This window comes from Methylobacterium sp. C1, assembly GCF_001854385.1.
Lineage (GTDB): Bacteria > Pseudomonadota > Alphaproteobacteria > Rhizobiales > Beijerinckiaceae > Methylobacterium > Methylobacterium radiotolerans.
Genome location: NZ_CP017640.1, coordinates 5,776,328 through 5,793,461, shown reverse-complemented (window position 1 = coordinate 5,793,461; position 17,134 = coordinate 5,776,328). Strand labels below are relative to the sequence as shown.

15 protein-coding genes and 1 pseudogene are annotated in these 17,134 nt (G+C 67.6%); 9 read left to right on the top strand and 7 right to left on the bottom strand.

Annotated features, from left to right (window positions below):
* Positions 1–3: 3 nt before the first annotated feature.
* On the bottom strand, positions 4–921 hold the full coding sequence (locus BKE41_RS26635) for a LysR family transcriptional regulator (protein WP_159392795.1): 918 nt from the start codon (positions 919–921) through the stop codon (positions 4–6).
* Positions 922–1,317: 396 nt separating this feature from the next.
* On the opposite strand from BKE41_RS26635, the gene BKE41_RS26630 reads away from it, so the two are divergent.
* Positions 1,318–1,536: a hypothetical protein gene (locus BKE41_RS26630; RefSeq protein WP_071000376.1), complete on the top strand. Its 219-nt coding sequence runs from the start codon at positions 1,318–1,320 to the stop codon at positions 1,534–1,536.
* A 1-nt stretch (position 1,537) separates the two neighbouring features.
* On the top strand, positions 1,538–3,136 hold the full coding sequence (locus tag BKE41_RS26625; protein WP_071000375.1) for a Na+/H+ antiporter: 1,599 nt from the start codon (positions 1,538–1,540) through the stop codon (positions 3,134–3,136).
* Between the two features lie 869 nt (positions 3,137–4,005).
* On the opposite strand, the gene BKE41_RS26620 is transcribed toward BKE41_RS26625, so the two are convergent.
* From BKE41_RS26620 to BKE41_RS26610, 3 genes are all read right to left on the bottom strand, one after another.
* Complete coding sequence (locus tag BKE41_RS26620; protein WP_083374448.1) at positions 4,006–4,908, bottom strand: LysR family transcriptional regulator; 903 nt, start codon at positions 4,906–4,908, stop codon at positions 4,006–4,008.
* A 375-nt stretch (positions 4,909–5,283) separates the two neighbouring features.
* Positions 5,284–5,868 carry an ester cyclase gene (locus tag BKE41_RS30615; RefSeq protein WP_245295851.1) on the bottom strand — a complete coding sequence of 195 codons (585 nt, stop codon included), beginning with the start codon at positions 5,866–5,868 and terminating at the stop codon, positions 5,284–5,286.
* Positions 5,869–5,961: 93 nt separating this feature from the next.
* Entirely contained in the window at positions 5,962–6,333 is a 372-nt protein-coding gene (locus BKE41_RS26610; RefSeq protein WP_071000372.1) for a helix-turn-helix domain-containing protein, read from the bottom strand.
* Between the two features lie 203 nt (positions 6,334–6,536).
* On the opposite strand from BKE41_RS26610, the gene BKE41_RS26605 reads away from it, so the two are divergent.
* Entirely contained in the window at positions 6,537–8,048 is a 1,512-nt protein-coding gene (locus BKE41_RS26605) for an aldehyde dehydrogenase family protein (protein ID WP_199825816.1), read from the top strand.
* Positions 8,049–8,280: 232 nt separating this feature from the next.
* On the opposite strand, the pseudogene BKE41_RS26600 reads toward BKE41_RS26605, so the two are convergent.
* Positions 8,281–8,658, bottom strand: a pseudogene (locus BKE41_RS26600) (FAD-dependent oxidoreductase); the annotation flags it as partial.
* A 570-nt stretch (positions 8,659–9,228) separates the two neighbouring features.
* On the opposite strand from BKE41_RS26600, the gene BKE41_RS26595 reads away from it, so the two are divergent.
* From BKE41_RS26595 to BKE41_RS26570, 6 genes are all read left to right on the top strand, one after another.
* Positions 9,229–10,200: a PDR/VanB family oxidoreductase gene (locus tag BKE41_RS26595; protein WP_071000370.1), complete on the top strand. Its 972-nt coding sequence runs from the start codon at positions 9,229–9,231 to the stop codon at positions 10,198–10,200.
* A 22-nt stretch (positions 10,201–10,222) separates the two neighbouring features.
* Entirely contained in the window at positions 10,223–11,104 is an 882-nt protein-coding gene (locus BKE41_RS26590) for a polysaccharide deacetylase (RefSeq protein ID WP_071000369.1), read from the top strand.
* Positions 11,105–11,116: 12 nt separating this feature from the next.
* Positions 11,117–11,437, top strand: a complete 321-nt coding sequence (locus tag BKE41_RS26585) for a hypothetical protein (protein ID WP_159392794.1) — start codon at positions 11,117–11,119, stop codon at positions 11,435–11,437.
* Positions 11,434–12,519 carry a GTP-binding protein gene (locus tag BKE41_RS26580; RefSeq protein WP_071000367.1) on the top strand — a complete coding sequence of 362 codons (1,086 nt, stop codon included), beginning with the start codon at positions 11,434–11,436 and terminating at the stop codon, positions 12,517–12,519. Before BKE41_RS26585 ends, BKE41_RS26580 begins: the two co-directional genes overlap by 4 nt.
* Positions 12,520–12,524: 5 nt before the next feature.
* Positions 12,525–13,772, top strand: coding sequence for an amidase (locus tag BKE41_RS26575; protein ID WP_159392793.1), 1,248 nt, complete (start codon positions 12,525–12,527; stop codon positions 13,770–13,772).
* A gap of 95 nt (positions 13,773–13,867) precedes the next feature.
* The gene (locus BKE41_RS26570) at positions 13,868–14,806 is read left to right on the top strand and encodes a LysR substrate-binding domain-containing protein (protein ID WP_083374446.1); all 939 of its coding nucleotides are present in this window, start codon (positions 13,868–13,870) and stop codon (positions 14,804–14,806) included.
* Between the two features lie 7 nt (positions 14,807–14,813).
* On the opposite strand, the gene BKE41_RS26565 is transcribed toward BKE41_RS26570, so the two are convergent.
* Positions 14,814–15,587 carry an MOSC domain-containing protein gene (locus BKE41_RS26565; RefSeq protein ID WP_071000364.1) on the bottom strand — a complete coding sequence of 258 codons (774 nt, stop codon included), beginning with the start codon at positions 15,585–15,587 and terminating at the stop codon, positions 14,814–14,816.
* Between the two features lie 51 nt (positions 15,588–15,638).
* Positions 15,639–16,973: an ABC transporter substrate-binding protein gene (locus tag BKE41_RS26560; RefSeq protein ID WP_245295849.1), complete on the bottom strand. Its 1,335-nt coding sequence runs from the start codon at positions 16,971–16,973 to the stop codon at positions 15,639–15,641.
* Positions 16,974–17,134: the final 161 nt, after the last annotated feature.

Below are 17,134 nucleotides of genomic sequence, written 5' to 3'. Positions count from 1 at the left end.
TCCCTAGGCATCGCGGGCCCGGGGCTCGTCACCGGAGTACGGCGTCTGGAACCTTGTGTCCGCCAGATGCTCGAGGACTTCGGCGACGGCATGAACGACGCCCTTCGCGGATTTCGAAGGGCCGTACATCACGAAATCCACGTCCGGCAGGGAAGGCAGACCACTCTCGGGTCCAAGCACCGGCACGTGCTGATGGGGCATGCTGCTTGGCCCACCGACGACGCCCAGCCTGCATCGGAGCGCCGACTCGATTCCGGCGATGCCGGAACTTTCGAACATCACCTTCCAGGGACGCTCGGCGGCGTTGAGCGCATCGATGATCGCGGTCCGCATCGGGTTGGGGGCGAGCGGCACGACGAGGGGCACCGGATCCTCGACCCGCGTCGCGAAATAAGGGTGGCCGTACCAGACCGAACTGTCCGTCCAGAGGAGCTTCGTGTCCGGGAAGCGGTCCCAGCGGCGCATCACGACGAGGTCCAGGGACCGGGCGGCGATCGCCTGCGCCAGCAGGTCGTAACTGCCGGACACGATCCGCACGTCGACGGTCGCGAAGTTGTGCGCGAGTAGCCCGAGTACCGCGGGCAGCGCGGTCCGGCAGAAGTCCTCGCCCATCCCGATCGACACCTTGCCGCTGGTGCGGCCTTGGTCGAAGTGCCGGCGCATGTCCTCGGTGAGGCGCTCCATGGCGCGGGCGTAGAAGATCACCGTCTCGCATTCGCTGGTCAGGTCGATGCCCCGCCCGTTGCGCCGGAACAGCGGGAAGCCCGCGAGCCTCTCGAGGCGCTTGACCTGCTGGCTGATGGACGACTGCGTGATGCCGAGTTCGACCGCGGCGCGGCTGAAGCTATGCCATTTGGATATAGCGAGCAGCAACTTGATATGATCGGACGCAACCAACGCCCCAATGTCGCGGTCAGCCAAGATCGGCACCCATGCGCATCATCGCGTATTTCTCCGCCCTCGACGCGCAGCATCGTAGTCTCCTTTGCTTGATACCGCCAACGCTTGCCCGGAATTATCGATGCAATTCGACATTCTGTGTCGGGTGTACCACATTACTAAAGTCTTATATCAGATATTAGCTGGTATAATGACCGAAATAGTGTTTGTCTTGGAGCGCTTCACCATTTACCTCATTGATCGACGACGGTGTGCGGAAGGCCGGACTTGGCTGGGAATGCCACTCGAGCGACGCAAGATGCCGAGCCACTGTAAGCGGACGCCGCGGAGGGCCGTTTCCTGGCCCGCATGTCGTAGCTCGTCGACGCACGAGCGCTGCCGGGCCGCGCGGATGGCACGTTCCGGACGTTCGAGCGCGTGACGATCGCGCTCGAACGAAAGTTCGGCACGCTGTCCAAGGTGGCCGAGCCGGAGACGGACGCCTTCCTCGGCAAACTGTCCCAGGCATCGACTCACCTCGCCCTTAGCCACGCGGCGGCGCCCTTGGGCGGCATCGAGCCGCGAGACGCACTCCGGGGTGCGGACATGCGAGAGATCCTCATCGCGGGTGCGGACGCGGTAAGCCACGCGAGGTGACATGACCGCCGTCGCCTTGTTCGAACTGATCCTCACCCTGCTCGGCGCGGCCCTGTGCCTGTCGGTGGCGGCGGGACGGCTCGGGTTCCCCCCGGCCGCCGCCCTGGTCATCGGCGGCATGGCGCTGGCTGTGGCGCCTGGCCTGCCAGCCTTCGACCTCGATCCGGACCTCATCCTCGTCCTGTTCCTGCCGCCATTGCTCCTCGAATCGGCCTATGCCACCGTCTGGCGCGACTTCCGGGCCTGGCTGGGCCCGATCGTGTCGCTCTCGTTCGGCGCGGTGGCGTTCACGACCCTGGTGGTCGGGCTCTGCGCGCGCGCGGCGATGCCGTCCTTGCCCTGGGCCGCCTGCTTCGCCCTCGGCGCCATCGTCTCGCCGCCGGACGCGGTCGCCGCCAAGGCGGTCCTCGCCCGCGTCGCCCTGCCCCGACGGCTGGTGACGGTGCTGGAGGGCGAGAGCCTGGTCAACGACGCCTCGGGCCTTATGCTCTACCGCTTCGCCGTGGCGGCGGCGCTGACGGGCAGCTTCAGCGTCTTCGCGTCGGCGGCCAGCCTCGCGTGGCTGGCGGCCGCCGGCGTCGCCCTTGGACTGGCATTGGGCTCCTGCGTGAACGCCGCGATACGGTGGTTCGACGAGGCCAATGCAGCCACCGTGTTGAGTTTCCTCGCCGCCTACGTGGCCTACATCGCGGCGGAAAGGGTTCACGCCTCCGGGGTTCTGGCCGTGGTCGCCTGCGGTTTGATGATCGGCGGACGCGAGCACGAGACCTTCGACGCGCACGTCCGACGCCACGCGACGGCGGTGTGGACGTTCGTGGCGTTCGTGCTGGAGGCCCTGGTCTTCGTGCTGATCGGTCTGGCGCTGCGCGGCGTGCTCGCACGGATGGGTGGCAGCCTCGACGCCTTCGAGGCAGCGTTGCCCTTGGCGCTCGTGGTCATCGCGGCCTGCGTGGTCGCGCGCCTGTTCTGGTTGTATATGGCCGTCTACCTCCCGCTCCTGATGCTGCGGAAGACCCACGCCCCCCGCCCGCGCGCGGTCGTGCCCTTGATCGTCGGATGGGCCGGCATGCGCGGCGTCGTCACGCTGGCCGCGGCGCTCGCACTCCCGACCGACTTCCCGGGACACGATCCGATCCTGGTCGCGTCCTTCGCCGTCATCCTGTTCACGGTGCTGGTGCAGGGCACGACGCTCGGGCCATTGATCCGCGCGTTTCGGCTCGATCCCCCGGGGGAACCCTCTGACGGACAGCTCGACGAGCCGATGGCGCGTGTGGTGATGAATCAGGCTGGACTCGCGGCGCTCGAGGGCATGTCGGATGAGGGATCGGACCTGGCCCGGCACACGCGTTTGTTGGAGGAGTACCGCCATCGGGTGCGCGCAACCACGCGGGTGCGCGATGAGCGCGGTGCGGTCGACGCGGAGCGGGCCGCTCACTTCGCGGCAGCCCTCGCGGCCGTGCGCGCCGGACGCGACGCCTTGATCGCGCTGCATCGCGAGAACCGCATCCACGCTTCGGTGCTGCGCACACTGGAGATCGAGCTCGATCAGGAGCAGATCCGCTTGGAGCATCTGGACGGCAGGACCAAGACGAACGACTGACTCGCGCGAGTCGGTCGATCCCGCCTCCGTCGTGGTCGGCGACAGCTGCCTCTCCGCGCCACCGTTCTTCGACGTGGAGAGGCGGCGTCTCGGGGATCGGCCGCCGGTGGTTCGGCGTGCCGCTCAGCGAGCTGGCTCCGACACGGCCGCCCGGCGCGATTGCCTCCCACGCCGAGGGCGCCCGGCTGCCGGACCCGTCCGACGTGCCCGCGGGCGCGGGAGGCGGATGGCCGCTGCGCCCGGCCTGCGCGGGGCGGCCGCACAAGCGAGATCATTTCCGCGACCGAGGTTTGGGCGGTCCGACAAGTCGCATCGATTCGATGGAAGCTGGTGCGCGATCTCGGGGACCGGTCCACGCCTCAGAGCCCACCCCGCACCAAGCTCGGTCTCGAACCGAGGCAGATCGTGTCCCAGCCCGTGCTGCACTGGGGTTACGGGCTCACCTTCCGGGAGCCTCGCGCGCGACTCGGGGCCGCGGCCACGGTGGTCGCGCGAGTCCGTCGCCCGCACCGCGTCCGCTCGCACCGTTCTTGACCGGCAAGCCGCTCGCGGCGGGGGCGCCACGGGCGTTTGGTACGCCGCGGGGAGGCCGGCCCTCGTCGCCCTCGCGGCCGCTCGCTGCGCGCGCGAACAAATCGCTGCAGCGTCCTGCCGGCGGCGCCGAGGCCCATCACGACGCTCCGTCTCGCCCGACCCTCGGCTTGGTGCCATGCGCCGCGCCGTGCGGTCGGCCAAAGCCGAGCCGGATGCGGGGAGCGTCTCCCCGTTCGACCTCGCGTCGCGAGGCGGTACGCCATCGATCGGCCTGGGCGCATTCGGACCGCCTCATCGCGCGGGTAGCCTCATCGGCTCCCGTGAATGCGAGCCGTTCAGGCCTCGTGATCGATGGCAGGCGCTTGGAAACCCACGTCCGCCAGTTGCCGGAGGACTTCGGCGACGGCATGGATGACGCCGTTGGCCGATTCCGACGGGCCGTACATCACGAAGTCGACGTTCGGGAGGGCTGGAAGTCCGCTCTCCGGCCCGATCGCGGACACGCCATGGAACGTCATGCTCCGCGGCACGCCGATCACGCCCAGCCCGCACTGAAGCGCCGCCTCGATGCCGGCGATGCCGACACTCTCGAAGCGGACTTTCCACGGGCGCGATGCGCCGTCGAGCGTGTCGAAGATCGTCGTTCGTGTGGGGTTGGTGGCGAGCGGCACGACGAGGGGCACCGGATCCTCGACCCGCGTCGCGAAACGTGCATGCCCCTGCCAGACGAGGTTGTCCGTCCAGAGGAGTTTCGTGTCCGGGAAGCGGTCCCAGCGGCGCATCACGACAAGGTCGACGGACCGGGCGGCGATCGCCTGCGCCAGCAGGTCGTAGCTGCCGGATACGATCTGCATGTCGACGGTCGGGAAGTTGTGCGCGAGCAGGCTGAGAACCGCGGGCAGCGCGGTCCGGCAGAAGTCCTCGCTCATCCCGATGCGGACCCTGTCGTTGATCCGGCGCCGGTCGAAGTGCCGGCGCATGTCCTCGGTGAGGCGCTCCATGGCGCGAGCGTAAAAGACCACCGTCTCGCATTCGCTGGTCAGGTCGACGCCCCGCCCGTTGCGCCGGAACAGGGGGAAGCCCGCGAGCCTCTCGAGGCGCTTGACCTGCTGGCTGATGGCCGACTGCGTGATGCCGAGTTCGGCCGCGGCGGCGCTGAAGCTGCGCCACCTCGCTATGGCGAGTACCAGCCTGATATGATCGGACGCGATCAATGCCCGAATATCTTGCTCAGCCAAGGTCGGTACCCGTCAGCAAGTGGCGGCAGTCCCGTCACCTTACGTACGACGGCTCCGCTCGGCGGATCAATGTCCAGCGCATGGCGTACCGTCGGGTCGTGAGACCCGAAGGGACGCCTCGATGCGGCGTCCGTCCGCCGTGCTTGAAGCTCCCACGATCGACGTCGATGGGCGCACGGGAATGAAGTTTGCAACCGGGGAGCGGCGGGACGGTTTCCGAAGCCCCGGCCGTTTCGCCGTATCTCGGCCTTGGGGTCGAAGTGATAGCCGAACCAACGTTCCGCGTTCCGCTTTAGGCCCCCAAAGTTCCGTGATTTGGCAACCTAGGGCATTTGAGGCCACCCGCTTGCCGGACGGCCTTTTTCTTTGCCTATTTCATCTGTTGGCCCTTCCCTGCGTGGACCTATTTCGTTTGCGCGAGTCATCACACGGACGGCGTGGGTCAGCCTCGGTCCGTTCCTGCGGGACGGTCGGCGTATCCCTGCGCGCTGGCGGACGAACCGCTACGGGATCCGGAACGGCGGAGGCTCCGAGACCTCGATCTGGGCATCGGACCAGGTTCGGGAACAGGCGTTCGCGGTAATCGAGCGGAAAGACGTTCTCCGCGAACCGGACACGCCTGCCGCTGACCGCGACGCCCATGAAGGCGGCGGCCGGGTGGCAGTCGAAAACCAGCCGGCTCGCGATCCGGTCGCCCTCAGCCACCACTAGCTCGATCTCGAATCGAGGGTCAGGGATCGTGGCGACGTCCCTCTCCAGCATGGCCCGATAGCCCATAACGCCGAGTTGGTTGCCGTTGCGCGAGAAGCGTTCGCCGACGAAGCCGCCGAGCTCGTGCCAAGCCCTGGCGGATTCACCGACATCCTCCGGTCGCTGCCTCGCGGCGTAGGCATCCTCAGCGAGATAGTCGACCCGGAGACCGGTGACTTCCTTGGCAACACGCCCCAGGGCCTCCGCCACCTTTCCCTGATCCACGCCGCCTGCACCCTGGGCGGCGACAGGGCTCCGCATATCGGGAAGCCATGATGGTCCCGAGCGGATGCCACCGAGCCGCTATAGGCGCCAGGTCCGGTTCAGGAGGGTGTAGTTTTCCTCCGCCCACACGCACAGGCCGGCCAGCGGTTTCGCGAGGCTCACGCCCAGCGGCGTCAGCGAATACTCGACCATCGGGGGCACGACCGGGTAGACCTTGCGCGAGACGAGCTTGTCCTTCTGCAAGCCGCGCAGCACCTGCGTCAGCATCTTCGGCGAGATCTTGCCGACCTGATGCTGCAGTTCGCTGTAGCGTTTCGTCCCCTGGCTCAGGGCGTAGATCACCAGCAACGTCCACTTGTTGCCGACACGGGCGACGACCTGATGCGCCGGGCACTCGACGTTGAAGACGTTGATCTCGCGCACGCGATCCAGCGCCGAATCGGGTTCCATCGTCGAGCTCCAAGGGACGGCCATCGCACCGTCGAGATTTTATACCGGCTAAGGCATTGCGATAGCGCAGTTCTTACCGATAGGTAATAGCTACACTTTTCGGTGCATTCTTCCAAACGGGTAGCGCCAGAGGTACCTCAAGCCATGCCCGAAGGTCGATCCGGTTCGGTCGCCCAGGCAGCGGTTCGGAAGAGGATCTCGCCATGAACATGCACACGCCCACGCTCACGCCCAAGCTCGCCCCGGCCATCGCGGCCTACCTCGACGGCGCCCCCAAGCTCCTCATCGATGGCAAGCTGGTGTCGGCCAAGGCCGGCGGCCTGATCGACGTCCGGGACCCGGCTACCGCCCAGGTCGTGGCCCGGGTGCCCGAGGCGCAGGCGGAGGACATCGACGACGCCGTGCGGGCGGCGCGCAAGGCGTTCGACGACGGTCCGTGGAGCCGGATGACCGCGGCGGACCGCGGAAGGCTGGTCCATCGCCTGGGCGAGATCATCGAGCGCCACGCGGAGGAGTTCGCGCAGCTGGAGTCCCTCGACAACGGCAAGCCGATCGCGGAGGCCCGGGCCGCCGACATCCCGGTCGCCTACAACACCTTCTACTACATGGCCGGCTGGGCGACGAAGATCGCCGGCTCGACCCTGTCGCCGTCGGTGCCAGGCGAGGTGCACTCCTACACGCTGCGCGAGCCCGTCGGCGTCGTCGGCCAGATCATCCCCTGGAACTTCCCCCTGATGATGGCGGCCTGGAAGCTGGCGCCGGCGCTCGCGGCCGGCTGCACCGTGGTGCTGAAGGCCGCCGAGGACACGCCGCTCTCGGCCCTGCGCCTCGCCCAGCTCATCGTCGAGGAGGCCGACTTCCCGCCCGGCGTGATCAACATCGTCACCGGCTACGGCGAAGGCGCCGGCGCGCCGCTTGCCGCCCACCCCCTCGTCGACAAGATCGCGTTCACCGGCTCGACCGACGTCGGCAAGCTGATCGTCAAGGCGGCGGCCGGCAACCTGAAGCGGGTGACGCTGGAACTCGGCGGCAAGGCTCCGACCATCGTGTTCCCCGACGCCGACCTCGACCGCGCCATCCCGGGCGTGACGCTCGGCAGCTTCTTCGCCCAGGGCCAGGTCTGCGTCGCCGCCACGCGGATCTACGCTCACAAGAGCATCTTCGACAGGCTGATGCAGGGCGTGTCCGACGCCGCCGCCAAGATCAAGGTCGGGCCGGGCCTCGACCCGACGACGCAGATGGGCCCCTTGGTCAGCGCCGAGCAGCTGCGACGCGTGTCGGGCTACGTGCAGTCCGGGCGGGACGAAGGCGGCCAAGTGTTGACCGGCGGCGATGGGCTGCCGGGCACCGATGGTTATTTCCTCAAGCCAACCATCTTCACGAACGCCAACCCGGACATGAGGATCGTGCGCGAGGAGATCTTCGGCCCCGTCGTCGTGGCCCAGGCGTTCGACGACAGCGAGTTGGACGCACTCGCCGCCGAGGCCAACAACACCGAGTACGGGCTCGCCGCCAGCGTCTGGACGCAGAACGCCGGCGTCGCGCACAAGATGGCCAGGCGCATCAAGGCCGGTACGGTCTGGCTCAACTGCCACCACGTGTTCGACCCGGTCCTGCCGTTCGGCGGCTACAAGCAGTCGGGCTGGGGCCGCGAGAACGGGGCCCAGGCGCTGGAGAACTACCTCGAGACCAAGGCGGTGACGATGGCGCTCTGAGGCGCGCCTCCGACGAACCCGGCGGGCCGCCACGGCGTGGCCCGCCCCGACCGCGCCACCGGGCGAGGTCGGATGAACATGGCTCGCTTCGACGGACCGGACTGGAAGACGGTCTCCGAGGATGTCGACCGGCAGGGCCGGGGCGTGCTGCCGAGATCGCGGCCGGCACGTGAAGCCGCTAACGTGCCGCTCGAATTTCCCCGGTGGCAGAGGGGCTTCGCCGTTCAAGGGCCTATCTGCCCGCAAGCGCCGCCATGGCCTCGTCGACGGCCCTTTGGCCGCTGTCGTGGGCCCCGTGGGCCGTCGTGAAGTCGCGCGGGTGGGTCGCCTCGCCCGCGAAGAAGAGCCGGTCCTCGAAGGGACGGGCCAGCCGCGCCCGTTCACCGGATCGGCTCGGCAGGGCGCAGCTATAGGCGCCGCCGATGGACGCCATCCGGCTCCACGAGGTTGCTGCCACCGGACGGATTGCCGACGTCACGTCGCTGCCGAACGGGGGGGCCAGCTCGGCAGACGCATGGGCGAAGCCCGCGGCTGGGCTTTCCTGCGCCACGATGCGGGCGCCATCGCCCCCGAGGAACGCCTCGATCACCGGCCAGCCGTTGGGGCAGATGACCGCGTCGCCGCGCGGGACGTCCCCCGGCACACACGGTGGCGAAGCGGGCGCTGCGAGGAGGCGCCTCGCATCGCCCGTCGAGCGCGGTCCTTCGGTGATTCGCATTGGATCGAGACAGCTGACACCTGCGCGGTCGCAGGCCACGTTGCGTCCGCCACGCCACGTTCCCAGGGGATCGGGCATCCTGGTCATCGATCGCGACGGCGCAGCTCCCCCGGAAGCTGCGACCGCGACGCCGAGAGGTTGACCTCGCGACTTTCTCAGGCTGGAGATCCGCCCGACCGAACCAATGATGGCCGAGCGCGACGGCGGCGAACCCGTGCCGACATGGACCGACGCGGCCCAGCGCGAGCGGGGTCGGTCGGCCAGCTTGACACGGGACGGCGGTCGACGGGCGATCGCCGCGGCCCTGTCGCTGCCTGGGCGAAACCATCCCCGACCTTCGCGCCTCGGCACCGCAACCATGTCCCGACGCGTGATCGAAACTGATGGATCGGTGCGAATTAATCGATTGTCAGCTCGGACCTTCGGGACGAAATTGCCGGCCCGCATTCGTGAATTACGTCGATGGCCGACACGAAGAGCAATAGAATTCTACTCCAAGTGCAAAGAACGCGTGACCTGAGCGCGTGGGTCCGCGAGTACGAGCTGTTCTCGCTCGACGGGTCGATACTGATCCCATATGAAGCGGGAGCGCACATCGATCTCCACGTTCCGGGCATTGGCAACCGGCAATACTCGCTGGTGCAGATGTCACGCCCTGGGGCGCCCTACGTCGTCGCAGTCCAACGCGAGGACACGGGCCGCGGCGGATCGACGTGGATCCACGCGAACCTGGAGGTCGGCGGAGTCGTCGAGGCAGGCGGACCGCGGAATCATTTCCCACTCCTCGATGCGCCGCACACGCTTCTCATCGCCGGCGGCATCGGCCTGACCCCGCTCATGTGCATGGCGGAAACCTGCGAGGCGCTCGGTCGCTCGTGGCATCTCGTCGTGTGCGGCCGGGACGAAGGCCGCTTGATCTTCGTGGAGGAACTCCTCGGTCCGAAGAACCATGGACAGGCTCGGTTCGTGCTCGACGGCGGAGACCCGACGAAAGGCCTGGACATCGCGGCCTTGCTGGCGGGACAGCCGGCCGGCACCCGGGTTTACTGCTGCGGTCCGGACGGGCTGATGGGAGCCGTGCGCGAGGCCGGGAAGGACCTCGCCGGCATCGAGATGCATTTCGAGTCCTTCGGCGCGGCCGCCGCGCCGCTCGCCGACGACGCGGACTGCGGCCCGTTCTCCGTCGAGTGCGTCCGGAGCGGGGTCACCGTCGAGGTTCCCGACTGGAAGTCGGTGCTGGACGCCCTCTTGGAGGCAGGCATCGACGTCGATCACTCCTGCCGGGAAGGCTACTGCGGGACCTGCCTCACGCGATGGAGCTCGGGCGATCCCGTTCATCGGGACACCTGCATGACCGACGCGGAACGAGCCAGGTACGTGGCCGTCTGCACCTCCCGGGCCCGAACCGGCTCGAACCTCGTGCTCGATCTCTGACTTCTGCGGCGGACGGCGCAACATGACCAAGAAGATCACCTGCGGGTTCGGCATCGACGTGGATGCGGTGGCCGCCTGGATAGGAACGTTCGGCGGGGCGGACTCGCCGCATGACATCTCCCGCGGGATGTTCGCGGGCGAGGTGGGGAGCCTGCGCCTGCTGGACCTCTTCGATCGATACGGGCTCAAGACCACCTGGTTCATCCCGGGCCACTCGATCGAGACCTTCCCCGCGGAGATGGCCGAGGTCGTCGAGCGCGGCCATGAGGTCGCCCTGCACGGCTACACGCACGAGAATCCCCTGGCTATGTCACCCGCCCAGGAGCGTGACGTCCTGGACCGTTGCATCGAACTCATCACGGGCCTCGCCGGCCGCCGTCCCGTCGGCTACGCGGCACCCTGGTGGGAACTCAGTTCGAGCACGCCGGACCTGCTCCTCGAGCGGGGTATCCTGTACGACCATTCGATGATGCACCGCGACCACGCCTGCTACAGGTTGCGCGTCGGCGACAGCTGGGTTCCGATCGACTACGGCCAACCGGCCGCCAACTGGATGAGGCCGCTCCTACGCGGAAAGGAGACCCGCCTCATCGAGATCCCGGTAAGCTGGTATCTCGACGACCTGCCACCGATGATGTTCATAAAGAAGTCGCCGAACAGTCACGGTTTCATGAACCCCCGGGATATCGAGGAGCTCTGGCGCGAGCAGTTCGATTGGGTCTACGAGGAGATGGACGAGGCGGTATTCACGTTCTGCCTGCATCCCGACGTCGCCGGGCGTCCCCAGGTCCTGAGAATGCTTGCGCGCCTGATCGAGCACATGGCCCGCCATCCCGGCGTCGTTTTCCGCACGCTCGAGGAGATCGCCCTGGACTTCGACCGGTCGAACCCATTCCGCGGCTGATCCATGTGCGGCATGTGCGGGCTCTGGGGCGGCATGGCCCACTGGTCGAACGCCAGCAGCCTTCCGGGGCGGGCGAGAGCGAGCGGCCAGCCGATCGCCCTACGATTGGCCCAGGCCAGGGACCTGTCGGAGGTCGCGGCGCATCGAGGGGTCTCGGTCCGGGACTGGATGCATTCCTCCTGGATCCTCGAAACGCAATCGGGCGCGAGCTTGATCGCGGAGAGCCTCCCCCAGGTCTGGGAGGGCATCGAGCGCCTCGCGGGCAAGCCGCTCGACCCGCTCGAGCCCGCCTTCATAGCCCACCTTGAGAATGCCGGGCGCCGACGGCGATGACCGAGGGTTCCAGCGATCACCGGATCCCGGTGACGATCGTCGCCGGTCCGCTTGGGAGCGGCAAGACCACGTTCCTGCGACGCTCGCTCGCCGATGGGGCGCTCTCCGGCGCGCTGTTGGTGGTGAACGAAGCCGCCGATTACGGGGTGGACGACCTTATCCTTCGGACGAGCGCCGACGCCGTGGCCCTCCTCTCCAACGGCTGCCTCTGCTGCAGGGCGGACAGGGGCGTGCAGGAGGAGCTGCAGCGCATCCTGTCGCTCGACCGTCGCTCGTCCTCGTTCAGCAGCGTCGTGATCGAGCTGAGCGGTCTCGCGGAGCCGCTGCCGGTGATCGCCGCCATCATCTCCAACCCTTACCTCAATGGCCAGTTGAGGATCGCGCTGACGGTCACGATGGTGGACTGCCTGCAGCCGGCGGAGAACGTCCGGTCCGCCCAGGAGCAGAGAAGGCAGATCGAGGCCGCGGACGTCGTGCTGCTGACCAAGACCGATTTGGTGGGCGACGACCGGGTTGAAGCCATGCGAGGGCTCGTCGGCAGCATCCTGCCGCAGGCGCCATGCCTTACGGCCGGGAAGCTGCTCATGCACGAGCTTCCCGCACTCGTGCCGTCCATACGGCCCGGACGCTCCGGACCTGACCTCCCCGCATGCGCTCCGTCCGGCGCAGGTTCGTTCCGGATGTCACGGCCGTCGAGGGCCGCGCGCCCGCCCTATGCCTGCGACGCCGTGGAACGGATCAGCTTCTCGCTCCATGTCGAGGAGACCCTCGACTGGACCAGGCTCGCGCTCTGGTTGTCCATGCTGCTTCACGCGCACGGCGACCGCGTCCTGCGCGTGAAAGGCTTCCTCGCACTCGAGGGCGCAGCCGCACCGGTCTTGATCAATTGCGTGCGCCACATGGCGTACTTCCCCGAGCATCTCGATGAGTGGCCCGGCGACGATCGGTCGTCGTTCCTGATATTCATCGTCGAGGATCTCTCCCCGGATCTCGTCGCAGAGTCGTTCGACGCCTGCGTGCGGCGCGCTCGCTCAGGCGACCCGGGTCACGGTTTGTCCACCGATAGGGAGTTTCGATCATGAAGCCCTTGTCAGAGGCCAGCGAGGCGGATCCCGTCGGTGCGTTCATGCCGGGACCACGCCTGCTGCTGCCACCCACCGCCTCCGGCCCGCTGGACGGAGTCGTTTGCGCGGTCAAGGATGTCTTCGACATCGATGGGCGTGTCTCGGGCTACGGAAACCCCGATTGGGCGGCGACGCACGCTCCCGCCTCCCGGCACGCGTCGGCGGTGGGCCATGTGTTGGGGCATGGGGCGCAGGTCGTCGGGATGACGATCACCGACGAGCTCGCCTTCAGCCTCAGCGGTGCGAACCACCACTTCGGCGCCCCTCGGAACGCCACGGCACCCGGTCGCCTGACGGGCGGGTCGTCCTGCGGGTCCGCCGCCGCCGTGGCGGCCAGGCTGTGCGACGTCGCGCTCGGCACGGACACGGCCGGTTCCGTCCGGGTACCGGCCAGCTTCTGCGGCATCTTCGGCTTCCGTCCGACCCATGGTGCCGTGTCGAGCGACGGCGTGCGTCGACTCGCCCCTTCGTTCGACACGGTCGGTTGGTTCGCCCGGGATCCCCGTCTGCTCGTGGCGATGGGCGACGCGCTCCTGCCCCCGGACGGCATCCGGCTCGACGCCTCGGCCGCCCTTTGGGACCCCGGGGCCTGGGAGTTGCTGGACGAACCCCAGGCCGCCGACGTCCGGGCCGTCGTCGAGGGGTCCTTGCCGGCCGCACGATTCCTCGACCGACGCCTGGCCGACGACGGCTTCGGTCCCTGGTTCCAGGCCTTCCGCACCCTGCAGTTCGCGGAGGTCTGGGAGGAACTCGGCCCCTGGGTCTCGGATGTCCGGCCGACCCTCGGGCCGGGCGTTTCCGACCGGGTGGAGGCCGCGCGCCGCATCACGGCCCCCGAGGTCGAGGCCGCACAGGCGACCAGGGACCAGATCTGCGCCCTGGTGGCCGCCGTATGGAAGGAAGCCGGCGTGATCGTCGTCCCCACCGTCCCCGGAGCCGCTCCGCTCCGCACAAGCTCGATCGAGACGTTGGAGCGTTACCGCGGGATCGCCATGGGTCTAACGTCCTTGGCGGGCCATACCGGCTGCCCCCAGCTGTCCCTCCCCGTGCTCCGGATGTCGGGAGCCCCGCTCGGACTGTCCCTGATCGGGCCACGCGGGAGCGACCGGCAACTGCTCGCGCTCGGCTCGGAACTTGCGGGAGCCATCGCCGCCATACCCGAGCCGCCCTCGCCCGTGCATGCTTGGTGGCGGCGCGATGGAACCGGCTGAATCGCTGGCACCCGATCCTTCAGGTGTGTCAGGATCAGCGCCCGGGAAGTCACGTCCCCACCGGACAGGATCCGGGCGCAACGCGTAGCAGCCTGATGAAACGTCGCCTTCCACCGTTGCTGGCGCTCCGCGCCTTCGAGGCCGCCGGGCGACACCTCAGCTTCTCCAAGGCCGCGGACGAGCTGAACGTCACGCAAGGGGCGATAAGCAGGCAGGTGAAGCTGCTGGAGGAGTTCCTCCATGCGCGGCTGTTCAGGCGACTGACGAGGCAGGTGGAGCTCACGTCGTTCGGGCAAGACTATCTGGCGGCAGCAACGAGCGCCCTCGACGTGATCGAGCGCGCGACCGCTCGGAGCCTTTCCGAGGCGCGCGTCCTCTCGGTGAGCGTCCTGCCCACGATCGGCGCGTTATGGCTGATGCAGCGGCTCACCGCCTTCATGATCGGCCATCCGGAGATCCGGCTCCAAGTCTCGTCCTCCCTTGAGCCCGTCAATTTCAAGCGCGACGGCATCGACGTCGCGATGCGCGTCGGGAAGCTTCCGGGCAACGCCTACGACGCCCTGGCGCCGCAGATCGACTTCCGCATGACGGAGTCGTGGGACGACGTGATCGTGTCGCCTCTCTGGGAAGATCGGATCACGCCCGTGCTAAGCCGCAGGCTCGCCGACCGCGTAGGACCGGTCGCCACGCTCGCCGACCTGAAGCGCCTGCCCCTGATCCACAACCTCAGGCGTCCGGACTGCTGGCCCGCTTGGTTCCGGGCCTCCGGCTCCGACATGGCGGACGGCGCCGGGCGCATCGATGTCGGCCATTCGTTCATGGCGGTCATGGCGGCGCGCGAAGGCACGGGCGTCGCCTGCGTTCCCACGGTCGAGATCGAGAACCTGGAATGGCGGGACGAGCTTCTTCGCCCGTTCGAGCTACAGGTTCCGAGCGCAGGTGCCTATTACATCCTGTATCCGAAGGATCGAGCCGGGTCCAAGGACGTCAAGTTGTTCGCGGGATGGCTCGTCGACCAATGCGATGGCGTTTGATCGCCGCTCACGCAGGGTCGAGCCGTAGCGTGTCGCCGGGCGCGATGCAGCCCTCCTCCTCCACCTCGGCATAGAAACCGAGATCCCCGTGATCCCGGTACTCGCGGATCGCGAGCGGGAGGTTCGCGTCGCGTTCAGCCGTCCTCGGATTGACGTTCGTGGCGGCGCACCTCTTCGTGCGCCGAACGACCTTCAGCACCGTGCCGCCTATGCTCAGGCGCCTGCCCAGCCAATCGAGCTCCGACCATGCCTCGGCTCCGTCGAAATAGATGTTCGCGCGGAAGCGGATCGGGTCCAGATCGCGTCCCAGGTGCGTTCCGAGATCTTCGACGGTCGCAAGATTGATGAGGGACACGGAACGCATCAAGCTCACGGAATGGACGCTGACGTCGGTGAACTGATGGCCTTGCGCGCTCACGACCCGAGGCGTGCCGGGCAACGGTTCCTGCACGACCTTCGCGAGGTAGTCAGCCAATTCCTGGCGCCCAAGCTCCGGCTCTAGGTCGAAGGTCCGCGCGCCGTCGCCGTCCTCCACCTCGAGGCGGTCCGGAGAGGGGCGGAAGCGCGTCTTCAACCGGGCGAGGCGATGGTACTTCGCCAGCATCAGGAACTGGGTCTTCGGGGCCGGGACCGGATGCTCCGGATCGAACGCGAGCGACCCGTCGGTGACGGCGTACCGGCGATCGTCCGGGAACCCGTGGCCGGCTCGCAGCTCGACCTGCGGCAACCCCTCGGCGGACAGGCCCTTCACCGGATATCGAAATAGGCTGACGATGTTCATGAGCGATCCCGAGTTTGAACGCACCGCGACCACGGCATCTGGCCGCGGCTCTCAACGCGCAGCGGCGCAGGCTCCTTCGACCGGCGGCGAGAACGCCTCATCAGCCGAGACCCTCGACCTGAAGCTGTAATAATCCCAGGGATACTTCGAGTCTTTGGGTTGTTTGACTTCCATCATGAGCATGTCATGCACATGAAGGCCATCGCTCCTGATGTGGCCGCCGCGCGAAAAGAAATCGTTGATCGGCCGCGACTTCATGTTCTGCATCGTGACTGTCGCGTCGTCGGTTCCGGTTTCCGCCACGCTTTTGAGATAGTGCATCGCCGCGGAGTACATACCCGCCTGCACCATCGTCGGCATCCGGTGCACGCGCTCGAAGAACCGGCGGGACCATCGCCGGGTCTCGTCGTCGAGGTCCCAGTAGAAGGCCGTCGCGAGCAGCAGGCCCTGTGCTTGGTCCAATCCCATGCTGTGGACGTCGGTGATGAAGGTCAACAGCGTGGCCACCCTCTGGTCACCGGCGGCGAGCCCGAACTCGGCGGCCCCCTTGATCGCGTTGATCGTGTCCGCCCCGGCGCTGGCGAGCGCCACGACCTTGGCCTGCGAGGCCTGGGCCTGGAGCAAGTAGGACGAGAAATCCACCGTGTTGAGCGGAAAGCGTGCGCTGCCGACGACCTTTCCGTGTCCGGCCCTCACGACGTCGGCGGTGGTTTTCTCGAGCCCATGACCGAAGGCGAAGTCGACGGTCAGGAAATACCAGGAACTGCCCCCCTGGCGAACCAGTGCCTTGCCGACAACGTTAGAGAGGGCATTGGCATCGTATATGTATTGTATGCTGTTAGGCGTGCAGGAATCGGTGGTCACTTTGGGCGTGCTGACACCGCCAAGCATGACTATTTTGTTCTTCTCCTTCGTCACGTTCATGACCGCTAATGCGACCGCAGAATTCGACACATCAAGGATGGCGTCGACCTGTTCGACATCGTACCAAGTCCGCGCTATCGACACGCCGACGTCGGTTTTGTGCTGGTGGTCCGCAGCCACGACCTTGATCGGGACACCCGCGACGCTGCCACCGAAGTCCTCGACCGCCATCTTCACGGCCGTGAGCGATCCTTCCCCGGAGTAGTCCGCGTAAGACCCGGACATGTCCGTCAGCACGCCAAGCTTCACGATTCCGTCGGAGATCCTGGGCTTGTCCGGCGTCTGGGCGTACGCCGGCGAGGCGACCGCGAGGAAGCTCGACGCGACCAGACAACCCCTCAACCATCCTGGCTTTCCCATGGAGCTCCCTCCCGACCGGTCCCGCGGGCCGAACGCACGCGGCTTCCTGGACCGCAGTCTGAGCAAGGCGGCGAGGTCGACAAACGATTTTTCGGAGGCCATGCATGATCTCCGGTCATGCGAAACGGGGCGATCCGAGCCGCGCCCTGCCCGTTCGGCGAGGCTCGCCCGCGCGCGGCCTCGGCCGCCCGACATCCGGCGGGGTCCTCGGTCGCGGATCGAAACAGCGCCCGCTCGCCCCGGCCGCACGGTGCGGTCACCCA

Bases quoted from the DNA above. Each gene is read 5' to 3' on its own strand.
- BKE41_RS26625 (WP_071000375.1), top strand. From the start codon at position 1,538: ATGACCGCCGTCGCCTTGTTCGAACTGATCCTCACCCTGCTCGGCGCG.
- BKE41_RS26610 (WP_071000372.1), bottom strand. From the start codon at position 6,333: ATGGAACCCGATTCGGCGCTGGATCGCGTGCGCGAGATCAACGTCTTC.
- BKE41_RS26605 (WP_199825816.1), top strand. From the start codon at position 6,537: ATGAACATGCACACGCCCACGCTCACGCCCAAGCTCGCCCCGGCCATC.
- BKE41_RS26595 (WP_071000370.1), top strand. From the start codon at position 9,229: ATGGCCGACACGAAGAGCAATAGAATTCTACTCCAAGTGCAAAGAACG.
- BKE41_RS26590 (WP_071000369.1), top strand. From the start codon at position 10,223: ATGACCAAGAAGATCACCTGCGGGTTCGGCATCGACGTGGATGCGGTG.
- BKE41_RS26585 (WP_159392794.1), top strand. From the start codon at position 11,117: ATGTGCGGGCTCTGGGGCGGCATGGCCCACTGGTCGAACGCCAGCAGC.
- BKE41_RS26580 (WP_071000367.1), top strand. From the start codon at position 11,434: ATGACCGAGGGTTCCAGCGATCACCGGATCCCGGTGACGATCGTCGCC.
- BKE41_RS26570 (WP_083374446.1), top strand. From the start codon at position 13,868: ATGAAACGTCGCCTTCCACCGTTGCTGGCGCTCCGCGCCTTCGAGGCC.
- BKE41_RS26565 (WP_071000364.1), bottom strand. From the start codon at position 15,587: ATGAACATCGTCAGCCTATTTCGATATCCGGTGAAGGGCCTGTCCGCC.
- BKE41_RS26560 (WP_245295849.1), bottom strand. From the start codon at position 16,973: ATGGCCTCCGAAAAATCGTTTGTCGACCTCGCCGCCTTGCTCAGACTG.